The sequence below is a fragment of the Paenibacillus abyssi genome (genome assembly GCF_014640295.1).
In the GTDB taxonomy this organism is placed as follows: domain Bacteria; phylum Bacillota; class Bacilli; order Paenibacillales; family Paenibacillaceae; genus Paenibacillus_D; species Paenibacillus_D abyssi.
In genome coordinates this window covers 1-21,402 of sequence record NZ_BMGR01000005.1, presented here as the reverse complement: position 1 = coordinate 21,402, position 21,402 = coordinate 1, and the positions used below count along the sequence as shown (strand labels likewise).

Sequence of the window (21,402 nt, the reverse complement as noted above, 5' to 3'; positions counted from 1 at the left end):
GCCTACCACGAAATGACGCATATCAACAGAAAGCATACTGCCGCATTATTCATCTTGATGATTGGTATTGCCATGATGTTTACCGCTTGCTCTCAAACCGGAGGAGGTTCAAACTCCGGCGCCAGCGGTGCGGATTCCGAAGGAAACGCGGCTCCCGCTGCCGGAGGGGAAGCGGGTAAAGTTCTGAAGGTCAGATTTTACGACGATCCTTCCGGGTTTGATCCGGCGAGCGTATTCCGGATCGAGAACGAGAATATCGCTTTTAATGTTTTCAGCGGGTTGACCACCTACGATTCCGAGAGCGGACAGATCATTCCGGATTTGGCTGAGAGCTGGGAGACGGAGGATAACAAGACCTGGACCTTTCACCTGAGACAGGGCGTGCAATGGCAAAAGGGCTACGGAGAATTTACTTCGGCCGATGTGCTGTACAGCTACGAGCGAATTCTCGATTCGGCGACCGCTTCGCCTTATGCGGCGGAATTCAACAATGTGGAATCCTTCGAAGCGCCGGATGACTATACCGTTGTCATTCGTTTGAAGGACCCGGACAGCAACTTCCTGCACGTCGTCGCCAATTTCCACCAGGGACAGATTGTGAAGAAGGAGGCGGTGGAGGAACTCGGCGACCAGTTCAAATGGTCTCCGGTCGGCACAGGGCCCTATATGTTCGACAGCATGAAAGTGAATTCTGAAATCGTGCTGGTCCGCCACGAGGAATATTTCCGGGGGCCTGCGCCGATTGAGAAAATTATCTTCAGTATCATTAAAGACGACGATACGGCAGCGATCGCGCTGCAAAACGGCGAAGTCGATCTGGTCATGCGGATTAACCGGCAGGAGGCTCTGGTAAGGCTGCAGGATGCCGGCTTCGAGATGAACGCGCTGTATGACCGCGCAGTCAATGTCAAAATGTTCAACACGAGCATCAAGCCGCTTGATGATATCAGGGTCCGCCAGGCATGGGCGCATGCGGTAGACTGGACGGGCATCAGCGAGGCGACGAATCCGCTGCTGGAATCGGAGGCGTTTAACCTGCTGCCGAAGTGGATGGACGTCTATACGGAGAATGTGCCGAGATATGAATACAATCCTGAACGGGCAAAGGAGCTTCTGAAAGAAGCCGGGTTTGAAAATGGTTTTACAATCACACAGCATCTCAACGCAAGCAACGGGGTGACCGATTCCGACCAACTGGAGCAGGAATTCCTCAAGGCCGTGGGCATTGACCTTCAATTTGAGCTGGTGGATGCGGCTGTATACAACCAAATCCGGAATAAAGGCGAGTTTGAGGTGGCGGGAAGACAGCTGCCTGCAGTGAATCCGGATATGATTCTGTTCAGTTATCTCCACCCGGATAACATTGCGCCAAAAGGGCTCAACGGGGCGCGCTACAATAATCCGGAATTGACTGTGAAGTTGGAGGCTGCCCGCGCCGAGATCGATCCGGACAAACGGAGGGAGCTGTACGCCGAGGTTCAGCACATCGCCATGTCGGAACTGCCTTATATTCCGCTCTATTCCGCGAACGGATACTGGCCCGGCTATGATTACGTCATGAATGTAACGCTGAATCCATTATCGCAGGTGAATTTCTACGAGGTGGATATCAATAAGTAATGAAGTTGGGAGAGGGTAGCGATGGCGGACTATTTGCTCAAGAAGGCGGCACAGCTCATACCGACGATACTAGGCGTTGTCACGCTGGTGTTCTTTGCCATCCGCCTCATTCCCGGCGACTCTACGTCTTATATGGCCGGAGATAATTTGTCCGGCGAGGCGGTGGACGCGCTGCGGGAGCGGATGGGACTGGACGTGCCGGTCTGGCAGCAATATCTGGACTATTTGCTCGGTATCCTGAAGTTTGATTTTGGGACGACAATGGTGTCGGGGCTTCCGATCGGTCAGCTGATCATGGAGGCTCTCCCGGTCACATTCATGATTGCTTTTCTGACCGTGCTTATCGCGTGTCTTATCGCCGTTACGCTGGGGACGATCGCTGCATTCAGCGCACACAAGGGCAAGAAGCTGATCGATCAGGTTTTGACGTGGATAGCGATGCTTGTCGACCTGATGCCTTCCTTCTGGATGGCGCTTCTGATGATGCTGGTTTTCACGCTGTCGCTGGGATGGCTTCCGGCGTCGGGCCCGATTGATTTCAGTGATCCGGTCGGCCTGCTGCAGCGGATTGCTCTTCCCCTGATTGTACTGTCCCTCGGGCAGATTGCGACGATTGCAAGAATTACCCGGACATCCGTGCTGGAGGTGTTGAACGAGGATTATATTCGCACCGCAAGGGCGTTCGGTACTCCTCAGCTGCTGGTTGTGTTCCGCCACGCCCTCAAGAATGCGGCGATGCCGATTATAACCGTTGCGGGCCTTGGTTTTGGCAATCTGCTCAACGGTACGGTGATTACCGAATTTATTTTCTCCATTCCGGGGATTGGAACGCTGCTGATCGGAGGCATTAACAGCCGGGATTATTCCTTGGTGCAGAGCGTCATTCTCGTCTACTCGTTCCTGTTTATCCTGGTCAACATGATGACCGATCTGATCTATAAATATTTTGACCCGAGAGTCAAGTTCTGACCCTACAAGAGGGATGGGAAAGGAGATGAACAACGATGCAAAACGGGATGGATGGGTCCATCACAACCTCCAAGGGAATTTCGCTGCCCCGGCCCAAACTCAGGGCCTTACAAAAAATTCTAAGAAACAGGCAGGGCCTTGTCGCGGTCTTGATCCTGCTGCCGATGATTGCTTTTGCCTTCCTGGCTCCGGTGCTGCCGCTTCAGGATCCGCTGAAATCCAATATTACGGCGAGCCTGCAGCCGCCTTCCACGGATAATCTGTTTGGGACCGACAAGCTCGGCAGGGATATTTTCAGCCGCACGGTTTCCGGGATGCAGACGTCGATGATGGTCGGCATCATCGTCGCTACCATCACGCTCTGCGGGGGACTGCTAATCGGTTCGGTTTCGGGTTTTTTCGGGGGACGGATGGATCGCTTCATCATGGGAATCGTCGATATATTCCTGTCTTTTCCCTCTCTCCTGCTGGCGATTGGCATGGTGGCGATCTTCGGTGCAGGGATGCTGCCGGTCATTATCGCGATCTCGATTGCCGACCTGCCCAGGGCCATAAGGCTGCAGCGCTCGCTGGTGCTGAGCGTCAAATCCGGCGCGTTCATCGATGCGGCGCGCATGGTTTCGGCTCCGACGCATTGGCTGCTGTTCCGGCATATCATACCCAATACCCTCGCGCCCATGCTTGTCGCCGCGAGTATAACAGCAGCCAATGCGATTCTTACGGAAGCGAGCTTAAGCTTTCTGGGCTTGGGCATCACGCCGCCTGAGCCTTCCCTTGGCAATATTATCCGCGAAGGCCAAATGTACCTGCAGGAAGCCTGGTGGATATCGACATTGCCCGGCCTTGTCATCTTTGCCATTGCAATCAGCCTGCACCTGCTGTCTGACGGCATTCGCGAAGTGCTGGACCCGCGTTCGAAGCGTTAGAGATTCGAGATGGCAGCTGCAATAAGGCACAAGGAGGAGATTCCGATGGAAAAAGAAAGCTTGCTTATCGTCGATAATTTGCATACGCATTTCTTCACCGAGCAGGGAACGGTCCGCGCGGTCAACGGCGTTTCATTCGAGCTGAAAAAGGGAGAACGGCTGGCGATTGTGGGCGAAAGCGGATCGGGGAAAAGCGCGATGGCGATGTCCCTGCTGCAATTGATAAGCTATCCGGGACGCATTGTATCCGGCTCGGTAAAGCTCGGAGACAAGGATTTGCTGCAGATGAGCGAGCGGCAGTTGAATGAAGTCCGGGGCGGGGAAATCGGTACGGTGTTCCAGGATCCGATGACCTCTCTTGATCCTGTAATGACCATTGAGGAGCAATTGGTCCATACGATCAGGCGCCACACGAAGCTCGACCGCAGGGGAGCCGTGCAGCGGGCGATCGAGCTGTTAAGGCAGGTCGGGATTCCCGACCCCGAGACGCGAATCCGCAATTATCCTTTCGAGTTAAGCGGCGGCATGCGGCAGCGGGTGCTGATTGCGATGGCGCTCTCCTGCAGCCCGAAGCTGATTATTGCCGATGAGCCGACAACGGCGCTTGATGTCACGATTCAGGCTCAAATTGTGGAGCTGTTAAAAAACTTATCTGCGGATACCGGCTGCGCGATGCTGTTTATCACCCATGATCTGGGGCTGGTGGCACGGTTCGCGCAAAAGGTGGCGGTTATGTATGCAGGGAGAATCGTGGAATACGGCACGGTTCGCGAGCTGTATGCAAATCCGCAGCATCCGTACACGCAAAGCCTCCTCAGAACCATTCCGAGCATGAAAGGGCCCCGGGCTAAAAGACTGCTGCAAATAGACGGCTTTCCGCCGGATATGCGGCAGCCGGTTGTCGGCTGCTCGTTCGCCCAGCGGTGTCCGGCGGCCCAGCCGATGTGCCGTACGGAAATCCCTTCGCTTACGGACAGGTCCCCGACGCATCGGGCGGCATGCTGGATCGAGGACGGAATTTTCAGCGGCATTGCGAAAGAAACGGCGCCGACAGCGGAGGAGCTCCTCCATTTGCCGCCTAAGGCCAGCTTTCTCCGGCATCAGGAACCGCAGGATGCGGCCATGCCGGTATTGGAGATCAAGTCGCTTGCCAAGCATTACAAAACCCGCTCTTCGCTCTTCCGCAAGAACGGTAAAGTCGTCCGGGCGGTTGACGGTCTGGATTTCTCGCTGCAGCCGGGCCAGACGCTCGGCCTTGTGGGGGAATCCGGCTGCGGCAAGAGCACGACGGCCAGGATGCTGCTGCGGCTCGATGAGCCCAGCGACGGCAGCATTATTGTAGAAGGCGTGGATATCGCCCATCTGAAGGGGGAAGAGCTGAAGCAGTTTCGCAGAAAAGTGCAGATGGTGTTCCAGGATCCTTACTCCTCCTTTAATCCGAAGCTCACGATTGAGCAAATTATTACCGAGCCGCTTCAGGTGATGAAGGTCGGAACGGGTGAAGAAAGGCGGAAACGGGCCAGGGAGCTGATTCTTACGGTCGGCCTCGATGTCTCCTATCTGGACCGATACCCGAATCAGCTGAGCGGAGGGCAGCGTCAGCGGATTGGAATTGCCCGCGCCTTGGCGCTCAACCCTTCGATTATCGTCGCGGACGAACCGACGTCGGCGCTCGATGTATCGGTGCGCGCACAGGTGATTAATCTGCTGGCCGAGCTTCGCGAGAAGCTGGGAATCAGCGTTGTATTTATCTCCCATGATTTGTCCATCGTCAAGCATATCTCCGACACGATTGCGGTGATGTATCTCGGGAAGATCGTGGAGTTTGGTCCGACGCAGGCGATTTTTGGAAATCCCCGGCATCCGTATACGAAAGCGCTGCTGTCTGCGGCGCCGATCCCCGACCCGCAGCTGGAAGCTGAGCGGAACGTGGAGCTGCTGTCCGGCGACTTGCCGAGTCCCGCGAATCCGCCGAAAGGGTGCCGCTTCAGCACCCGATGTCCGGCAGCCGAACATCGCTGCAAAGAGGAAAGGCCTGAATTAATCGAAATGGAAGATGCCCGTAAAGTTGCGTGTTTCTTGGTTTCTTAAGAAGGAGGAACACGTATTGAGACGACTAGGCATAATTGGCGGCGGGATCCATTTCGGCATTATATCGCTGACGCAGCCGTTCTTCTCCCTCTATGCCGCGGAATTGGGTGCTTCTACCGCGCTAATCGGCATGATGCTCATGCTGAAAGCAGTCTTCCCTCTCTTTATCGCCATGCCCGTGGGCCAGATGATTGACCGCATCGGCGCGGTGAAAATGCTTGGCGGAGGCAATGCCATCACTGTACTGTCGCTGCTTGTGATGGTATGGAGCCCTAACCTGCCGCTGCTGGCTCTGTCGCAGCTGTTCATAGGAGCAGGTACGATGATTATGGCTTCCGCGCTTCAAGTGATTGTCTCAGAGGGAAGCAAGGAAGAAAGAGACCGCAGCATTACTCGTTATTCGGCATGGTGCTCTGGAGGCAATATGGCAGGGCCGTTAATCGGCGGCGGAATCGTTGCGCTCGTGACATCCGGAGTTCTGTGGGGCTGGTCAGGCACGACGGAATTGGGTTATCGTACCGCCTTTCTCGTATCCTTCGCCGCGGCGCTTGTTTTCGGCTTAACCTTCCGGTGGCGCAGCCGCCATGCAGTGAAGAAGCAATCGTCAGGCGGCGGAATGAAGGAGTTTGTACGGCCCCGGGAAATCGTGGCAAGTTATATGGACGGAGCACATTTATTCAAACATCCGGGTGTTCAATTCGGTCTCGTAGGGACATTTCTGATTCATTTTATTCAATCGATCTGGCTGGGCTTTTTCCCGCTTTACCTGGATTCGCTCGGCTACAGTGCGCTGGCTATCTCGATATTGGTGTCCGTGCGGGGCATGGCGAGCCTGATCTCCAGGTCGTTTCTGGGGCAGCTCATGAAGAGGTTTTCCCAGGAACGAATCCTCATCGGAGCGGGCTGCATTGCCGCGCTGTCCTTGATCGTTTTGCCGCTGCTGAATTGGCATCTTCTGATGATTGCGCTGATCTCTTTCGTGCTTGGCTGTGCTGTCGGCATCAATATGCCGGTTAGTACGATGATCATGGTGGATGATACGCAAAGCAATGAACGGGGCAAAGTCATGGGTCTGCGCCTTTTGGCCAACCGTTTCTCGCAAATTGCCGGACCCGCCTTGTTCGGGGTGGTCGGTCATACGCTTGGATTAGGGCTGGCCTTTTGCTCGGGGGGAGGTGTGCTGCTAGCCTCCATGCTCGGATTCGGCGCATACAGCCGGCTGAAGCACAGGCAAGCAGGGGTCAATCTGAGAGAAACAGTATCGAACGAGAGAATTCTATAATATGGAGGAATAAACGATGAAATACGACTTTGAAGATCACTGCTGGAAAGATATCGTAAGCGAGGAGATTCTGGAAATTTACAAGCCTTACCACAGAGAAACCTTTATCGGCAAGCGTCCGGCGCTGCTTGCGATCGACCTTTATAATGCCAGCTACAAGGGAGGACCCAAGCCGGTCATTGAATTGCAGGGCGAGTACCCGAGCTCCTGCGGCATTCATGCGTGGGAGGCGATCGAGCCGACCAAGCGTCTGTTCCAAAAAGTGCGGGAATTAGGCATTCCGGTCATCTATACCACTAGAGACCAGCACACTAAAGCGCCGACTAAAATCGGCTCGACAAACCGCAGGCTGAAAAACATTACGGATGATGCCTATGACATTTTCGAAGCCTTTTCTCCGGAGCCGGAGGACCTGATCATCTACAAGAGCAGGGCAAGCGCCTTTTACGGCACCCCTCTTGCGGCATACTTGACGAAAATGGGCGTGGACAGCTTGATCGTCTGCGGCGAATCGACCAGCGGCTGTGTCCGCGCAAGTGCGGTGGAAGCCTATTCCTACGGGTATCATGTGACACTGGTGGAAGAGTGCTGCTATGATCGCAGCATGCTTTCGCACAAGGTCAATCTGTTCGATCTCCACCACAAATATGCCGATGTGATGCATATCGATGAGGCATTGGAGCATTTGGAGCTGAGATCGGAAGCTCGGACCTTGAACGTATGAAGTGAGGAAAGGCTGACGCTCTCATCTTTGAAGGGGCATGATTTGGAGGGAAGCGTACGTGTTTAAAAGGGCGGGCCTCATCGTTTTATTCGTCTCAGCAACCTTATATTGGTTGGGCTTTAGCATGCTGCGCCCGATGGTCGCTCTTTATTTTAATGCGGAGGGATATTCGCTCGCTTTGGTGGGTGCGCTGATGGCCCTGCATGCTTTTATTCCGGTGTTGTTCGCGATGCCTGCGGGGCAAATCATAGATCGGATCGGGCCGCGCAAGGCGGTGTTTGTTGGATCGGCGGTTATGGTAATCAGCGGCCTGTTATACGTTCTCGGCGGGATGTTCTCCTGGATCGTGCCGATCTTGATCGGCCAGGTGCTAAACGGGCTGGGCAGCCTGCTCAGCTGGGGGGCGCTGCAGGCCTCCGCCGGGCAGCTCGCAAGAAGCGCGCCAAAGGGTAATGGCAGCCATACGCTGCTGTCCAACTTTGCCTTTGTCAACTCCTTGGCTCAATTCGGCGGACCGCTGCTGGGCGGCCTGTTGTCCGATTTCGGTAATTATACGCTCGTGTTTATCGTATTCGCCTTATTTTCCGTCGTTTCGGTGGCCTTTTCTTTTCTGATCCCTGCCTCGAATAAGGAGGGCGGCGCCTTAACCGATGTGTCATTCAACTTGTGGAAAAGCTACGGAAGCGGCGTGACGCTGATGAAACAGAACCGTTCCTTCACGATGGCGCTTGTATTTAACGGGGTGCTCTTTGTTTTGGTGGATATTAAAGGGACGTTCTTCCCGATTTACCTCTCGAACATCGGGTATTCGAACACACAGGTCGGAACGATGCTCTCGGTCGGCGCAGTCGCTTCCGTCGTCATCCGTCCGTTTGTCGGGATGTTGATTGGGCGGCTCGGCCATCGGCTGATCATGGTCGGCAGCGTGTGGATCGGCTCCGCCTGCCTGATTGCCCTTATGTTCGAACCGGGATTATGGATTATTACCGCTGTTGTGTTCGCCTGGGGCGCATGCGCAGGCATCAATCAGCCGATGGCGCTCATTATGGTGGCCAGAACCGTGCCGTCCGAGCGGCAGGGGATGGGAATGAGCCTGCGTACGATGGCCAACCGCGTCGTTCAGGTTACCAATCCCGTTGTTATCGGCGGGCTCTCGACGGCAATTGGCCTGACCTATGGTTTCGGGTTGATTGCGCTGTTTCTTCTGATTTTCAGCGCGTTCGTGCAGAAATCCCTTAAGGAGGAACCGGACGCGATAGAGCAGGAAATGGAGGAGGAGGACGGCGGACATCCGCATGAACGGAAGCCGCTGCCGGTAACCATAGCGCCGGGAAGCGCGCATAAACTTACAAAATAGAGCCTTTCTCCGATACAGCGGAGAAGGCTCTTTTTTGTGCATAGCAAAGCGAATGCCGATATTCGCTTCCAAGGCTGTGATAATTTCTTATTCTTCGTTGGCTGTTTCCGCATAGGTTTTGAAATTGTCCAAAATCGCCTGCCAACCGGCTTGCTGCATCTCAATTCCGTTAATCTCTTCCGCTTCGAAGGATTCGATGATTTTCGTGCCGTTATTTTGTTGAATAAATACGATCTTCACTTTTCTGCCATCGGCTATCGTATAGGAGATGCTCTCGTTCATGTTCACCTCGTCGTATACTCCGCCAAAATCAAATCCCAAACTGCCGTCCTTGGACTCCATTCTCGAGACGAATTTACCGCCAACCTTAAGATCATTCTCGGCGTATGGCGTGTGCCATTCATCGGAAGCTTTATTCCATTGGGTGATATGCTTTGGTTCCGTCCAGTATTCCCATACTTTTTCAACAGGAGCATGAACGATCGTTTCTACGGTTATCGTTGCTTGATTACCAGTTCCCATTACATAACCTCCTTATACCCATTCATTTTTTTCAAATCCTGCACCTATTATAACATTTAAGCGGGAGCTAGGTTTCTTTTCGATTGCTATTGTGCGATTCTGCTCGTTTCGTTAATTAAAAATAGCGTTCAAGCGCATTTGCCCGGGCTGAATCGACCACTTCCACACAGGTTTTCCATTAATTAATTAATGCAAATCCTGTATGCGCCGATATTATAAAAACGGACTTTAGTAGGAATGGAAAGTTTTTTGGATTTGGGTCTGTGGACGGACAGTTATGCAAACCTTGATTCGTATTAGTAGATGTAACGTCAGGGGGGAGTGCGTAATGCTTGAAGAATCTGCTCTAAAAGATATGATTAGAAGAGCTCAGCGAGGAGACGAGCAGGTCCGACAAGAAATCATCGGGGGTAATAAACTGTTTTTGGAAAGAGTAACCTCCAGCATTTGCAAACGGATCATCTCATGGAATGATGATGAGATGAGTATCAGCCTTATCGCATTTAATGAAGCAATTAACCGATATGATCATTCGCAAAATGGGAATTTTTTCGGTTATGCAAAGCTCATTATTCAATCGCGGCTCATTGACTATTTTAGAAAAGAGGCCCGGCAGCAGGTCGCGGTGAGCCTGGACTATAATCCGCAAGCTACAGAGGGTGAAGAATACGAATCGAATTCCGTTGAGATTAAGCAGTCTTGGCATCAGTATAATGAACAGAAGCAGATTCAAGACCGAATGGATGAGATCTTTATCTATAGCACCAGGTTAGAGGAGTTCGGCATTCACTTCGAAGAATTGGAAGCTGCTTCTCCTGATCGATCAGATGCCAGAAATAATCTGATTCATATTGCTTATGAGTTTATGAAATATCCCCAATTAGTTGAATTTCTTGTAAAGACAAAGCAGCTGCCGCTTAAGCAAATGCTTGAGTTTGTTCATGTTAGCAGGAAAACAGTCGAACGCGGGAGAAAGTATTTAATCGCCCTTATTGTCATTCTCATGGCCAATGACCTGCCCCACTTAAAATCGTCCATTGCATTCCCCGATTTGGAAAGGAGGGCGAAATGATGGAAGAGACCAAAGGGCTTGTCATTAGAATTACCGATGAATTTATCGTTGTGATGTGTGATGACGGCAAGTTCCGCAACCTTCCCCTTCCCAAGATGCTTCCAATGGTAGGGGAAAGAATCACTGTTCCGCTCAACCCTAAAAAACGGCGGTTACCGCCTTGGATATATGGGGCTGCAGCAGCCTGTTTCTTCCTTGTGTTGAGTCTGACCATGTGGTCGCAATTACAACCTAAATATGATTATGTCGTTGCGATAGATATCAATCCCAGTCTGGAGCTGTATGTGGATTCGGATGGCCTTGTAAAAAAAGCCGATGCTCTAAACCCGGATGCAGAGAAGGTTCTAGATGAGTTTCCTTCGGAAGAACTGACGGTACAAAAAGCAGTTGAACAGGTCGTCGCTCAATCAGTAGCTCTAGGGTACATCCATAAAGACAGGGAAAATATCATCATGGTTACTGCTGCAAAGCTAAGAGGGAAATCCCTGCTTGACGCTAAATCGATCGAGGCTGCGGTGGCTGAAACCCTCCAGGCGGCACAGATTGACGGGTTTATCAAAGTGGAACAAGCCAGCAAGGCATTTTATGACCAAGCAAAGGAGCATAACCTTTCTCTTAATAAATGGCTTTTGATCCAACAGGCAGAGCGGCAGTCGGGCATTCAATTGAGCCTGGAAAAAGCCGCTTCGGAGTCAATCGCGCAAATTTTACAAGAAGCAGGAATAAGCAAAGAACAATGGTTTGTATCCGCAGGAACGGCGATAAACCAAGCGTTAGATGAGCAATCGGACATAACGGAAGAAACGTTTCCGGTCGAATCGTCTTCTAACCAAACAGAGGGGATGCCGGTTCCTTCAACTGAAAATGAAGGGCAGCAGCAGAGTATAACTGATTCACCAAGCCAGTCCCGGGATGTGAACAATAGTAAGACACGTAAGCAACCATCCGGAACGTCCGGGGTGTCCGGAGTATCAGGTAAACCAGCGGGAACTAATGGGTCGGAGGGCTCCGGTATCCCATCGGGATCGAGCGGGCCGACAGAATCACATGCGCCAGCGGTAACTAATGGATCGGCAGATAACGGTGCCTCTTCTGAATCCGGTATCCCATCAGGATCGGATGTTCCATCGGATGCCGGGGCACCTTCGGATACCGATTCCCAATCAGATTTCGAGGCGCCATCCAGCTCTGATCGCCCGTCAAGCGATGATGCGCCATCCGCCCCTGCTTCAGGCTCGGAGGGACCGCCGGATACTGGTGCTTCATCTGGATCAGGCAGTTCATCGGGCTCTGGCAATTCATCCGGCACCGGTAATACACCTGACTCCGATAATTCTTCGGGCTCGGATTCATCAGACTCAGGAGGTTCATCGAGCTCGAGTAGCCCGCCAAGCTCTAGCAGTCCGTCGGGGGCTGCTGGAGGTGGCTCAGCGAATTCTGTATCCACTCCGCCTTCTTCATCTGCAGCTAGATAAATGATAAACAATTCATAACCTTACTTTAGTATTCGTACAAAGTAAGGTTATTTTTTATGTACAGCCGGCATAGGCGTCAGTCACCATAACATAAGAGCGAACCATAGAAACTTGAGATATCTAAAAATTTCTTAAAAAATAATGAAGAATAATGTCTAATTTTGTCGACCAACCCCCACTTCAACAAATAAGCTGTCGTATTTTAAATTAAGCAAACAAACTTAAACCAAAATGGAGGTTGTATTAAATGAAACAAAAACTCACCGTATTATCTTTAGCAGCACTGCTGGCTGTAACCCCGCTTTCTACCGGTTATGCCGCCAGTACAGGAGCACAAACTGATTCCAGCACCACTGTGACAACGGAAACGAAATCTGAAGAAGACACGGTTGGCAGCTCGGTGTATTCCGGAAGTAACTCGGGCGCTCCAGACTATTACTTCGATTCCGGCAATCAGGAGAGAAGTGAGGATTATGATGATTCATACGATGAATCGGACAATGATGATTCATATGACTACGAATCCCGCTTAGGTGACGGGGAAGACTTTATTCCTAGTTTTGCCGGGTTTGATTTTGATTCTGATTTTGATTTTGAAGATGTCGCCGACATGTTCTCGAGCTTGGCAGATTTTCGTTCGAACTTAGATAAAGCAGATTATGGTAAATATCTGGAAAAACAACAAGCGGAGAATAATCTTTTTACATTGAAACAAGGCGTTGATTTTGATACTGCGATTGACGAGCTTGAGCAATCTTTAGAGACTGATCCGAATAATCAAGCGCTGTATGTTGAACTGGCTTTGACTTATCTGGCCAGCGGCGACCTGAGTAAAGCTGAGGAGGTTTCTGAGCTGTTAGCAGAGCTTGCGCCGGAAAGCTACCTCTCCTTCATGCTGCAAGCTGAGCTCGCAGGCAGCCAAGGTAGCGCGGAGAACAAACAGCTTTATCTTGAAAAAGCGGTCGAGTCCAATCCAACCAGCTCGGTTGCAAGGTTTAAACTTGGTGAAGAACTGGTTAGCGCAGGTAAATATAACGAGGCAACAGTGGAGCTTATGACTGCAGCAGCACTAAATCCGCAGCATCCTGAAGTTTTTGAAGCGTTAAACAAAGCATTCGCAGAAAACGGCAATACAGAGCTCAAAGCGTTTGTAAACGGCGTTGTGCCAAAATTTGACGTTAAACCGTTTGTTGAAAATGGACGTACATTAGTACCGTTCAGAGCGATCTCGGAAGCGCTTGGAGCGGATGTTAAATGGGATGGCGCAAATCAGCAGGTATCCATTCAACATGGGGATACCACAATTCAATTGACGATCGACAGTACCACGGCCATTGTGAATGGTCAAGAAGTGACGATTGAAGTTCCTGCAAAAGTTGTAGACGGCCGTACGGTCATTCCATTGCGCTTTCTTGGTGAATCACTTGGCACTATAGTAGATTGGAAATCCGAAAGCAAAATGATCGTTATCTCTGAGTAATAAGTAAGAATGATGGTATTGCTGGATTGTCCGGCAGGTGAATCATTCAAGCGATTGAATGATTTACCCCACCATCCGTTACCGTTTTAAAGAAGTGTAAAGGGAGGCCTGCAGGATGAAGCCGGTATTAAGTATCTGGAAGCTGGATGATCAAAAGGCTAGTGTGCTGTTGGATCAATTGTACGACCGTATTGAGAGGTTGGAAAAAGAGCTCGACGAATTAAAACGCGAGAAACAACCGGTTAGAATGATCGGCCATAAGCACGGCGTATTCGAACAGTTTTACCGCACGCAAATCGAAATGACAAAAAGCCAGGTTCTTTAGAGGGCTAATGAAGATTAGGGGTTATACGGCCGCCCAATTGATCAATGCACAGACTAAAGAACTGCTGGCTTATGAACTACGTGAAGCACAGACGTTCTTGCGGCGTTTGAAAGGCTTAATGTTCACCAACCATCTTCCATCCGGTACAGGGCTTCATCTTGCTCCTTGCCAATCCATACACACTTTCTTTATGAACTATGCGATCGATGTCATTTATTTGGATGACCAGCAGCAAATCGTTGGAATTGAAAACAAGCTGCAGCCTGGCAAGCTTGGCCAAGTATTCCGAAACAGCGTTTCCGTTATTGAGCTGCCGGCAGGCACGCTGGAAAATTCAAAAACCCGGGTCGGGCATACGGTCCGATTTCAGAAGAAAGAAAAGGAGCGATTCAGATGATGAACCAAATGAAATCTTTAATTATGGAAGAGGAAGGTCAAGCCATGACGGAATACGGCCTGATATTAGGGTTGGTGGCAGTGGCTGTTGTGGCGATTCTGGTCTTGTTGAGAGATGAGATTATATCCATTTTTCAGGGTGTAGTATCCAGTGTCCAGGGAAGTGAAGATTCAGCATCATTCGGAAATCTAAAAGATCAATAAAAACGGGCCAGCGTAGTCTATAACATTACGGCCTTTGCTCCATAAGGGGCTGCTTACATATAAGACAAAGCGGTGGAGGGTTCGCATGTGGCCCAATGTTATCTTGATCGGGGTATTAATGGTTTGCGTTGTGACGGATTTAAGAGAGAGAAAAATTTATAACGCGATTGTGTTTCCTTCGCTGCTAACCGCCTGGTTCGGACATTGGACTACCGGTGGTTGGTCAGCGCTTAGCATGTCGTTAACGGGATTTTTGACAGGTTTTTGTATTCTGTTGATTCCGTATTTACTTGGGGGGATAGGAGCGGGAGATGTTAAGCTTTTGGCATTGGTCGGGGCGTTAAAGGGGGCTTTGTTTGTTTTGGCAACATCGTTCTATATGGCTTTGATCGGAGCGGCAATGGCGCTGTTTATCCTGATTGTTAGAAAGAGATCCCGGAGTGCGCTCCATGCGTGCGTGATGTATTTGTACGGGTTAAAATACGGGCTCAAGTTTCCTTTCTATGGATTGAAAGGCTCAGTCACCGCGACCTGCCCATATGGAATTGCAATAGCCGGAGGCGGCATGATGGTTCTTCTCGGAAAAGGGTGGGGAATCGGATGAAACGATTGATTCGTGAGAATAGGGCGCAATCTCTTACCGAATTTGCACTTCTGCTTCCACTGCTGCTGCTCCTCATCTGCGGGATTTTTGACATTTGCCGAATCATGTATGGATATATGCATCTTAACATGGCTGTCCAGGAAGTCGTCCGCTTAGGCGGCATGGGCAAAACAGACAGCGAAGTTACAGCGTTCGCCCGGGAATATGTGAAGCTTGGGGACGCGGATCATCTGCACGTTTCTATCACTCCTAATGACTCACTGCGAAATTCTGGAGAGTATGTGACGGTAAAGCTCACCCAGGAGCTTGATTTCCTCACTCCACTCATTTCCAATATTCTTCCTGCCCCTGTCATCACTGCCAAATCTACCACTCGGGTGGAGTGAAAGGAGAAGCGGCATACCTATGAAGCAAACCTATCGTTTACTTTCCCAGCAGCGTGGAAGCGCCCTTGTGCTCGCCGCTTTTGTGATGCTTGGCCTTTTGGTCGTGGCGGCATTGATTTTGGACGGCGGCGCCGTTTACGTATCTAAGATCAGACTGCAGATCGCGGCAAATGCCGCAGTCTTGTCCGGGGCGCAGGAATTGACGAATCAACCGACCGCTGTGTACGCAGTGGTGCAAAAAGTGGTAAAAGACCATGATGGAACAGCGAGTTTAAAGGATACAACGGTCATTATGGAGCATAGGGTAAGCGTCCATCTGAAGAAGCAGGTGCCGCTTACTTTTTCCCGTTTGCTCGGTATTCAGGCCGCCCCTGTCGATGTAACAGCGGCAGCGGAAATTCAAACGGATCGCGCTGGTGACAAGCCAATTATCGTTGCCATCCGACTAGTGGAGCGGGAGCATTCATGAGAGTGAAACTCACCTTGGTATTAGCCATAATTATGGGACTTATTACAACGGCGTTATTTTTCAGTTATATGAAAAAGTTCGATGCCGCGCAAGCGGTGGATATCGTGTGGGTGGAAGTTATAGCAGCGAGGCAGCCGATCATGAAAAACCAGTCCATTTCTGCAGATATGCTGTATATGATTCAAGTTCCTGAGAAGGGCCTGCACCCTCAAACGATCAAAAGCACGGAAGAAGCAGAAGGGAAGTTCGCCGTCGCTGATCTGGCGGCAGGCGAGGTTCTTCTATCCCATCGGCTGAGGCAGGTGGAAGAGGAAACAATGTTTGTTTCCCGCAAAATACAGGAAGGCTATCGTGCGGTGACTGTTGAGGTGAACGCAGTTCAATCCGTATCCAATCTCATTGAACCGGAGGATTACGTGGATGTTATATCGACCCCTGCCGTACACGACGGAAAACCAGCTGTATCCTTCATCCTACTGGAGAGGGTTCGTGTGCTTGCAATCGGACGCAGGATGGTAGAGGCGGGACCCGATACGCAATATGAGGTATACAGCTCGGTTACGTTAGAGTTGAAGCCGCAGGATGCGGTCATGGTAATCAACGCCGGTGAACGGGGCAGTCTCAGCCTTATACTGCACAGCAGGATGATTCCTGCTGCTTAAGAGCGGTGCTGCGCGCATATCGCTCATTCCAGATGAGGAGGTTATCAGGTTGCCGAATGACGACAAGGGGCAGGAGGAGCGGATGAAGGCCAAACGCGGGGAGATGATAGCCGTATGCAGTGCCAAGGGCGGAAGCGGGAGAACGGTATTAGCTGTCAATCTGGCTGTTGCTTTGTCCAAAAGTAATCATCAGATCTGTATCATCGACGGAGACTTTCAATTTGGCGACGTCAGCATGGCCATGAATTTGCGCCCGGTATTTTCGGTTAAGGATGTCGTAATCGAATCGATGGACAAATTGACATTAGCCAGCTTTTTGACTCCCCATGCCAGCGGCGTGAAAGTCCTTGCTGCTCCAGACCGTCCGGAATATGCAGAGCTCATTACTCCGATGGTGATTGAACGCGCCTGTAATTCATTATTTACCGGTCATGATTATCTGATCGCCGATACGGGCGTCGGTCTGCAGGAGTCTACGGTAGCTTTTATGGAGAAGGCCGACCAAGTGTTTCTGCTTACAACATTAGAGATGGCATCGATTAGACATACGAAGCAAATGCTGGAGACGCTGGAATTGCTCGGCTTAAGATACAAAATACAAGTTATCATTAACCGATCCACCGCAGAAAGCGTGATTAGAGCGGCGGATGTTCCGGATATGCTTGGAGAAGCGAGTCCCATATATATCCCGAATGACCTTCAGGTTGTGAGCGAGTCTTTAGATTCCGGCATTCCTTTTGTCTGGAATCAAGGGAAGACGGAAATCGCTAAGGTGATCTTCAAAATGGCTGAGCAGTTGATTACGAGACGTGATATCGAGATGGACAAGCCGAAGGCCCCTTCCATTCTGAATAAGCTCATTCATAGTGCCAGAAGGTTACATTCATTAAAAGGTTAAAGGGGCAGACAACATGAGTTTATTGGGAAGGATTCAAGCCAGTAACGGCCCTATGGGTACCGAGATTAAATCTGAAACTGAAATCGGGCCGCAGATTCGACGGGCAGATCAGCCGGGCAGAGAGCCACAGACGCACATAAGCAAACATCAGGAGCTGAAAACACGGCTGCATAAGCAGATACTCCAGGAATTGAAGGAGGATAACGTGGAGGCGATCGTGTTAAAGCTTGATGACTTGGCCATGGAAATCATGAAGGAGGATGAATCTTTCAAGGGCAAGATTGACCGAAGGAAAGTGGTCGAAGAACTGATTAATGATCTTACCGGGTTCGGACCGATCAATCCGCTGCTGCTTGATCCCGACATTTCCGAGGTGATGGTAAATGGACCGGGGCAGGTCTATGTTGAGCGACACGGCAGATTGGAGCTGACTTGCATACAGTTCCGTGATGATGAGCATGTGATGCAAATTATCGATAAAATCGTAGCTCCTATCGGCAGACGGGTAGATGAGAGCAGTCCCATGGTCGATGCAAGATTGCCGGACGGTTCCCGTGTGAATGTCATTATCCCGCCGTTGGCGTTAAAAGGCCCTTCCATTACGATTCGGAAATTTTCCCAAGATCCCTTTACCATTAAAGATCTAATCCGATGTGGCACGGTTACCCGCGAGATGGCAACTTTTCTGGAGGCATGCGTAAAAGCGAGATTAAACATTTTTGTAAGCGGAGGTACTGGCTCCGGCAAAACAACAACGCTTAACGTGCTGTCCTCGTTCATTCCCAGCGATGAGCGGATCATTACCATCGAGGATGCAGCAGAGCTTCAATTATCGCAGGAGCACGTTATATCGCTTGAGTCGCGTCCGCCCAATATCGAAGGCAAAGGGGCCGTCACGATCCGTGATCTGGTGCGGAATTCCTTGCGAATGCGGCCTGAGCGTATTGTAATTGGCGAAGTGCGCGGAGGCGAAGCACTTGATATGCTGCAGGCGATGAATACCGGGCATGACGGGTCGCTCGCTACGGGTCACTCCAACAGTCCAAGGGATATGATCGCACGTCTGGAGACGATGGTGCTGATGTCAGGCCTGGAGCTGCCGGTCAAAGCGATTCGTGAGCAAATTGCGGGAGCGATTGATGTAATTATTCAACAATCCCGTTTGAAGGACGGTTCCCGCAAAGTGACTAATATCACGGAGGTCCAAGGCTTGGAAGGGGATGTCATTGTCCTGCAGGATATCTTCGTCTACCAGCAGGAAAGGATGGACACAGAAGGCAAGACGATTGGAAGATTGGTCCCGACGGGAGTAAGGCCGCGTTTTTATGAGCGACTGGAAACCACGGGAAATCCTATGCCTGCCAATATATTCGTCCAGTCCTTTGATTCATGGAACGAGGAGTAGGGGGAGAGCAGCATGAAATGGATCATTGTTTTGTTGTTCGCCTGCACGCTCTTTCTTTTAATTACAGCTAGTTTTCAAATGCTGTTTTCATCGGAGCGGAGAACGAGAAAGAGATTAACCTACTATTTATCCCTCCATGATCAAAGGACGTCAGCAAACAATAAATTCCAACGTGTGAAGCAATTTCAGCAGTATACGAGAAATGTTCGTGGGCGGTTGATCAGCAAGCGAAGAAGCGAGAGCTTGGCGCTGTTTCTCGCGCGAGCGGGCGCGCCTCTAAGGCCGGAAGATTTCATGCTTATTCAATGGGGTACAAGTGCTGCAGGCGCAGCCATTTTTTATTTGCTTTTTGGGAAAATAATATTTGGGTTAATCGGATTCGTTATCGGATTGATGCTGCCCCTTTGGTGGGTACGGAAAAAACAGCGGGACAGGTTGAACGGTTTCAATGACAGCCTGCAGGATATGATTACTACGGTTATCGGTTCTTTAAAGGCCGGTTTCAGCTTTGCCCAGTCTCTGAAAATCGTGGCTGAAGATTCGGAGTCTCCAATGAAAGAGGAGATTGAGCTTGTTCTAAGGGAAATGCAGTACGGCAGTACGATGGAGGCAGCGCTCCAGCAGTTACAAGAGCGGATGCCAAGCGAAGACTTGGACCTACTGATTCAATCCATCTTGATCCAGAGGCAGATTGGGGGCAATCTGGCAGTTATTTTGGAGACGATTGTGCAGATGATCCGCGACCGCAATAAAATCCAGCGCCAGCTTCGCACGTTGACCGCACAAGGCCGTCTTTCAGGACTCGTGATCGGGGCGCTTCCCATTGGAATCGGCATTTTTATTTATTTGATTCAGCCGGATTATATCGAGTCTTTGTTTCTTCATCCATTCGGAATCGTTTTATTAATTTATGGTTCGATTTCAGGAGTTATTGGATTTGCATTCATCCGCAAACTCACCAGGATTGAGGTGTGATTCTGTATGTTGTATCTATCGTTTTTCTTTATGGTTACCCTATTGGCCTACACAACACTTTTAGTTTCGCAGAATCGCAGCTCCCTCAAAAAACGCCGGCAAGCTGGGAAGGGCGATGCCCCGGTAGCCAGACCAAGAGTGAAGCCGCGTCTAGGGGCCTCGGCAGAAGTTTTCGAAGCGATATGGCACAGCTTAAAACGGCACTCCCAAATAAGGATGCAGGGAGAAAAAGCAGACCGGGTCGAGCTTAAACTCATGCGGGCCGGTAAGCCGCTGCGGATGAGTCCGGTCGATCTGTGGCTGCTTCAGATCATTTTATTGCTGATCATCCCCTTGCTGTTTGGGATTTATGCAGTAATGCTTGGCATTCCTTTCGGCGGGTGTTTGATTTTTATTATGGCAGGTATGGTGGCTGCTGTATTGGTGCCATCCCTTTATCTTAAGCTGAAAACAAAGCAAAGATGCAGAGCGGCATTGAAGGAGCTTCCGGATGTACTGGATATGTTAACCGTTAGTTTGGAGGCAGGCCTTGGTTTTGATGCGGCATTGCACAAGCTGGTATCTAGAAAGACGGGCGTGTTATCGGAAGAATTTTCTTTCTGTCTAGAGGAGATCCGCTTGGGAAAAACGCGTAGGGAAGCACTGCTCGGGGTGCGAGACCGGTTGCAGCTGGAGGAGCTTAAGCTGGTTATCAGCAGGATTTTGCAAGCTGAAAAATTAGGAATCGGAATGGCGCAAGTACTCCGCGTACAATCTCAGGAGGTGCGGGAACAAAGACGGCAAAGAGCCGAGGAAGAAGCGATGAAGGCGCCGATCAAAATCCTCTTTCCACTGGTGCTGTTTATTTTTCCAAGCTTGTTTATTGTGCTTCTGGGCCCTGCTGTGATACAATTCTTCCGTACCTTTTACGAGTAGAACGCGAATAGAAGCGATGCTCCATCGGAATACTAACGATTAATAATTTACACTGGCATAGTCTGCCGTCAATAGCTGACTGGCCGATGAAAAGGGCAGTCAGGCAACCGTTGGTTACCTGAGTTAAAAAGTATTTAATAGTTAGTTTAATATTTTTTTAGAAAAAACACTTGCAATATTTAAAGAGTGTATGGTATATTCTAATTCCGGTCGCGAAACGGCTGGAACAAACGAAAGAAAAGAAATGAATTTGTTCTTTGAAAACTGAACAACGAGCGAAATGCCCTATAGCTCACTGAGCTATAGAAAAGCAATAAACGTAATGAGCAATCAGCTCACATTCGGCGCTCATTATCCATCGGCTTTCAGCCGAAAGATAAAGACGCCTTTTATGGAGAGTTTGATCCTGGCTCAGGACGAACGCTGGCGGCGTGCCTAATACATGCAAGTCGAGCGGACTTGATGAGAAGCTTGCTTCTCTGATGGTTAGCGGCGGACGGGTGAGTAACACGTAGGCAACCTGCCTGCAAGACCGGGATAACATTCGGAAACGAATGCTAATACCGGATACACAATTTGGCTACATGGCCGAATTGGGAAAGACGGAGCAATCTGTCACTTGCAGATGGGCCTGCGGCGCATTAG

Annotated in this window: 22 protein-coding genes and 1 rRNA gene; 22 read left to right on the top strand and 1 reads right to left on the bottom strand. The window is 50.4% G+C overall.

Annotation, left to right across the window (positions count from 1 at the left end):
* Positions 1-12: 12 nt before the first annotated feature.
* From IEW11_RS08645 to IEW11_RS08615, 7 genes are read left to right on the top strand one after another with little or no spacing between them, the layout of a single operon-like run.
* A complete protein-coding gene (locus IEW11_RS08645; protein ID WP_188530672.1) occupies positions 13-1,620 on the top strand; it encodes an ABC transporter substrate-binding protein in 1,608 nt (535 codons plus the stop codon).
* A gap of 21 nt (positions 1,621-1,641) precedes the next feature.
* Positions 1,642-2,589: an ABC transporter permease gene (locus tag IEW11_RS08640; RefSeq protein WP_188530671.1), complete on the top strand. Its 948-nt coding sequence runs from the start codon at positions 1,642-1,644 to the stop codon at positions 2,587-2,589.
* A 35-nt stretch (positions 2,590-2,624) separates the two neighbouring features.
* Positions 2,625-3,515, top strand: coding sequence for an ABC transporter permease (locus tag IEW11_RS08635; protein WP_188530670.1), 891 nt, complete (start codon positions 2,625-2,627; stop codon positions 3,513-3,515).
* A 45-nt stretch (positions 3,516-3,560) separates the two neighbouring features.
* A complete protein-coding gene (locus IEW11_RS08630; RefSeq protein WP_188530669.1) occupies positions 3,561-5,606 on the top strand; it encodes a dipeptide ABC transporter ATP-binding protein in 2,046 nt (681 codons plus the stop codon).
* A 16-nt stretch (positions 5,607-5,622) separates the two neighbouring features.
* Positions 5,623-6,888 carry an MFS transporter gene (locus IEW11_RS08625; RefSeq protein WP_188530668.1) on the top strand — a complete coding sequence of 422 codons (1,266 nt, stop codon included), beginning with the start codon at positions 5,623-5,625 and terminating at the stop codon, positions 6,886-6,888.
* A 16-nt stretch (positions 6,889-6,904) separates the two neighbouring features.
* Positions 6,905-7,612, top strand: a complete 708-nt coding sequence (locus IEW11_RS08620; protein ID WP_188530667.1) for an isochorismatase family protein — start codon at positions 6,905-6,907, stop codon at positions 7,610-7,612.
* Positions 7,613-7,670: 58 nt separating this feature from the next.
* Positions 7,671-8,969 carry an MFS transporter gene (locus IEW11_RS08615; RefSeq protein ID WP_188530666.1) on the top strand — a complete coding sequence of 433 codons (1,299 nt, stop codon included), beginning with the start codon at positions 7,671-7,673 and terminating at the stop codon, positions 8,967-8,969.
* Positions 8,970-9,056: 87 nt separating this feature from the next.
* Here the strand turns inward: IEW11_RS08615 and IEW11_RS08610 are convergent, their stop codons facing one another.
* Positions 9,057-9,491 carry an SRPBCC family protein gene (locus tag IEW11_RS08610; RefSeq protein ID WP_188530665.1) on the bottom strand — a complete coding sequence of 145 codons (435 nt, stop codon included), beginning with the start codon at positions 9,489-9,491 and terminating at the stop codon, positions 9,057-9,059.
* 328 nt (positions 9,492-9,819) lie between these two features.
* On the opposite strand from IEW11_RS08610, the gene sigI reads away from it, so the two are divergent.
* From sigI to IEW11_RS08535, 15 genes are all read left to right on the top strand, one after another.
* Complete coding sequence (gene sigI, locus IEW11_RS08605; RefSeq protein WP_188530664.1) at positions 9,820-10,563, top strand: RNA polymerase sigma-I factor; 744 nt, start codon at positions 9,820-9,822, stop codon at positions 10,561-10,563.
* Positions 10,563-12,038: an anti-sigma factor domain-containing protein gene (locus IEW11_RS08600; protein ID WP_188530663.1), complete on the top strand. Its 1,476-nt coding sequence runs from the start codon at positions 10,563-10,565 to the stop codon at positions 12,036-12,038. The genes sigI and IEW11_RS08600 overlap by 1 nt, the downstream gene beginning before the upstream one ends.
* A gap of 247 nt (positions 12,039-12,285) precedes the next feature.
* On the top strand, positions 12,286-13,518 hold the full coding sequence (locus IEW11_RS08595; RefSeq protein ID WP_188530662.1) for a copper amine oxidase N-terminal domain-containing protein: 1,233 nt from the start codon (positions 12,286-12,288) through the stop codon (positions 13,516-13,518).
* A 115-nt stretch (positions 13,519-13,633) separates the two neighbouring features.
* The gene (locus tag IEW11_RS08590) at positions 13,634-13,843 is read left to right on the top strand and encodes a hypothetical protein (protein WP_188530661.1); all 210 of its coding nucleotides are present in this window, start codon (positions 13,634-13,636) and stop codon (positions 13,841-13,843) included.
* A 7-nt stretch (positions 13,844-13,850) separates the two neighbouring features.
* Positions 13,851-14,240: a DUF192 domain-containing protein gene (locus IEW11_RS08585; RefSeq protein ID WP_188530660.1), complete on the top strand. Its 390-nt coding sequence runs from the start codon at positions 13,851-13,853 to the stop codon at positions 14,238-14,240.
* Entirely contained in the window at positions 14,237-14,443 is a 207-nt protein-coding gene (locus tag IEW11_RS08580) for a Flp family type IVb pilin (RefSeq protein ID WP_188530659.1), read from the top strand. Before IEW11_RS08585 ends, IEW11_RS08580 begins: the two co-directional genes overlap by 4 nt.
* 85 nt (positions 14,444-14,528) lie before the next feature.
* Positions 14,529-15,047, top strand: coding sequence for an A24 family peptidase (locus IEW11_RS08575; protein ID WP_188530658.1), 519 nt, complete (start codon positions 14,529-14,531; stop codon positions 15,045-15,047).
* Complete coding sequence (locus IEW11_RS08570; RefSeq protein ID WP_188530657.1) at positions 15,044-15,433, top strand: TadE/TadG family type IV pilus assembly protein; 390 nt, start codon at positions 15,044-15,046, stop codon at positions 15,431-15,433. The genes IEW11_RS08575 and IEW11_RS08570 overlap by 4 nt, the downstream gene beginning before the upstream one ends.
* A 19-nt stretch (positions 15,434-15,452) precedes the next feature.
* A complete protein-coding gene (locus IEW11_RS08565; protein WP_188530656.1) occupies positions 15,453-15,902 on the top strand; it encodes a TadE/TadG family type IV pilus assembly protein in 450 nt (149 codons plus the stop codon).
* The gene (gene cpaB / locus IEW11_RS08560; RefSeq protein ID WP_188530655.1) at positions 15,899-16,564 is read left to right on the top strand and encodes a Flp pilus assembly protein CpaB; all 666 of its coding nucleotides are present in this window, start codon (positions 15,899-15,901) and stop codon (positions 16,562-16,564) included. The genes IEW11_RS08565 and cpaB overlap by 4 nt, the downstream gene beginning before the upstream one ends.
* Positions 16,565-16,613: 49 nt before the next feature.
* Positions 16,614-17,462 (top strand): CpaE/TadZ family protein, encoded by an 849-nt coding sequence (locus IEW11_RS08555; RefSeq protein WP_229725061.1) that lies wholly within the window; start codon positions 16,614-16,616, stop codon positions 17,460-17,462.
* A 13-nt stretch (positions 17,463-17,475) separates the two neighbouring features.
* The gene (locus tag IEW11_RS08550) at positions 17,476-18,867 is read left to right on the top strand and encodes a TadA family conjugal transfer-associated ATPase (protein WP_188530654.1); all 1,392 of its coding nucleotides are present in this window, start codon (positions 17,476-17,478) and stop codon (positions 18,865-18,867) included.
* A 12-nt stretch (positions 18,868-18,879) separates the two neighbouring features.
* Positions 18,880-19,842, top strand: coding sequence for a type II secretion system F family protein (locus tag IEW11_RS08545; RefSeq protein ID WP_188530653.1), 963 nt, complete (start codon positions 18,880-18,882; stop codon positions 19,840-19,842).
* Positions 19,843-19,848: 6 nt separating this feature from the next.
* Positions 19,849-20,757 (top strand): type II secretion system F family protein, encoded by a 909-nt coding sequence (locus IEW11_RS08540; RefSeq protein WP_188530652.1) that lies wholly within the window; start codon positions 19,849-19,851, stop codon positions 20,755-20,757.
* A 388-nt stretch (positions 20,758-21,145) separates the two neighbouring features.
* Positions 21,146-21,402, top strand: a 16S ribosomal RNA gene (locus IEW11_RS08535); the annotation flags it as partial.

Coding starts and splice junctions, on each gene's coding strand:
- IEW11_RS08635 (WP_188530670.1), top strand. CDS start 2,625: ATGCAAAACGGGATGGATGGGTCCATCACAACCTCCAAGGGAATTTCG.
- IEW11_RS08585 (WP_188530660.1), top strand. CDS start 13,851: ATGAAGATTAGGGGTTATACGGCCGCCCAATTGATCAATGCACAGACT.
- IEW11_RS08550 (WP_188530654.1), top strand. CDS start 17,476: ATGAGTTTATTGGGAAGGATTCAAGCCAGTAACGGCCCTATGGGTACC.
- IEW11_RS08575 (WP_188530658.1), top strand. CDS start 14,529: ATGTGGCCCAATGTTATCTTGATCGGGGTATTAATGGTTTGCGTTGTG.
- IEW11_RS08565 (WP_188530656.1), top strand. CDS start 15,453: ATGAAGCAAACCTATCGTTTACTTTCCCAGCAGCGTGGAAGCGCCCTT.
- IEW11_RS08570 (WP_188530657.1), top strand. CDS start 15,044: ATGAAACGATTGATTCGTGAGAATAGGGCGCAATCTCTTACCGAATTT.
- IEW11_RS08620 (WP_188530667.1), top strand. CDS start 6,905: ATGAAATACGACTTTGAAGATCACTGCTGGAAAGATATCGTAAGCGAG.
- IEW11_RS08610 (WP_188530665.1), bottom strand. CDS start 9,491: ATGGGAACTGGTAATCAAGCAACGATAACCGTAGAAACGATCGTTCAT.
- IEW11_RS08540 (WP_188530652.1), top strand. CDS start 19,849: ATGTTGTATCTATCGTTTTTCTTTATGGTTACCCTATTGGCCTACACA.
- IEW11_RS08645 (WP_188530672.1), top strand. CDS start 13: ATGACGCATATCAACAGAAAGCATACTGCCGCATTATTCATCTTGATG.
- IEW11_RS08590 (WP_188530661.1), top strand. CDS start 13,634: ATGAAGCCGGTATTAAGTATCTGGAAGCTGGATGATCAAAAGGCTAGT.
- IEW11_RS08600 (WP_188530663.1), top strand. CDS start 10,563: ATGGAAGAGACCAAAGGGCTTGTCATTAGAATTACCGATGAATTTATC.
- IEW11_RS08580 (WP_188530659.1), top strand. CDS start 14,237: ATGATGAACCAAATGAAATCTTTAATTATGGAAGAGGAAGGTCAAGCC.
- cpaB (WP_188530655.1), top strand. CDS start 15,899: ATGAGAGTGAAACTCACCTTGGTATTAGCCATAATTATGGGACTTATT.
- IEW11_RS08595 (WP_188530662.1), top strand. CDS start 12,286: ATGAAACAAAAACTCACCGTATTATCTTTAGCAGCACTGCTGGCTGTA.
- IEW11_RS08545 (WP_188530653.1), top strand. CDS start 18,880: ATGAAATGGATCATTGTTTTGTTGTTCGCCTGCACGCTCTTTCTTTTA.
- IEW11_RS08630 (WP_188530669.1), top strand. CDS start 3,561: ATGGAAAAAGAAAGCTTGCTTATCGTCGATAATTTGCATACGCATTTC.
- sigI (WP_188530664.1), top strand. CDS start 9,820: ATGCTTGAAGAATCTGCTCTAAAAGATATGATTAGAAGAGCTCAGCGA.
- IEW11_RS08640 (WP_188530671.1), top strand. CDS start 1,642: ATGGCGGACTATTTGCTCAAGAAGGCGGCACAGCTCATACCGACGATA.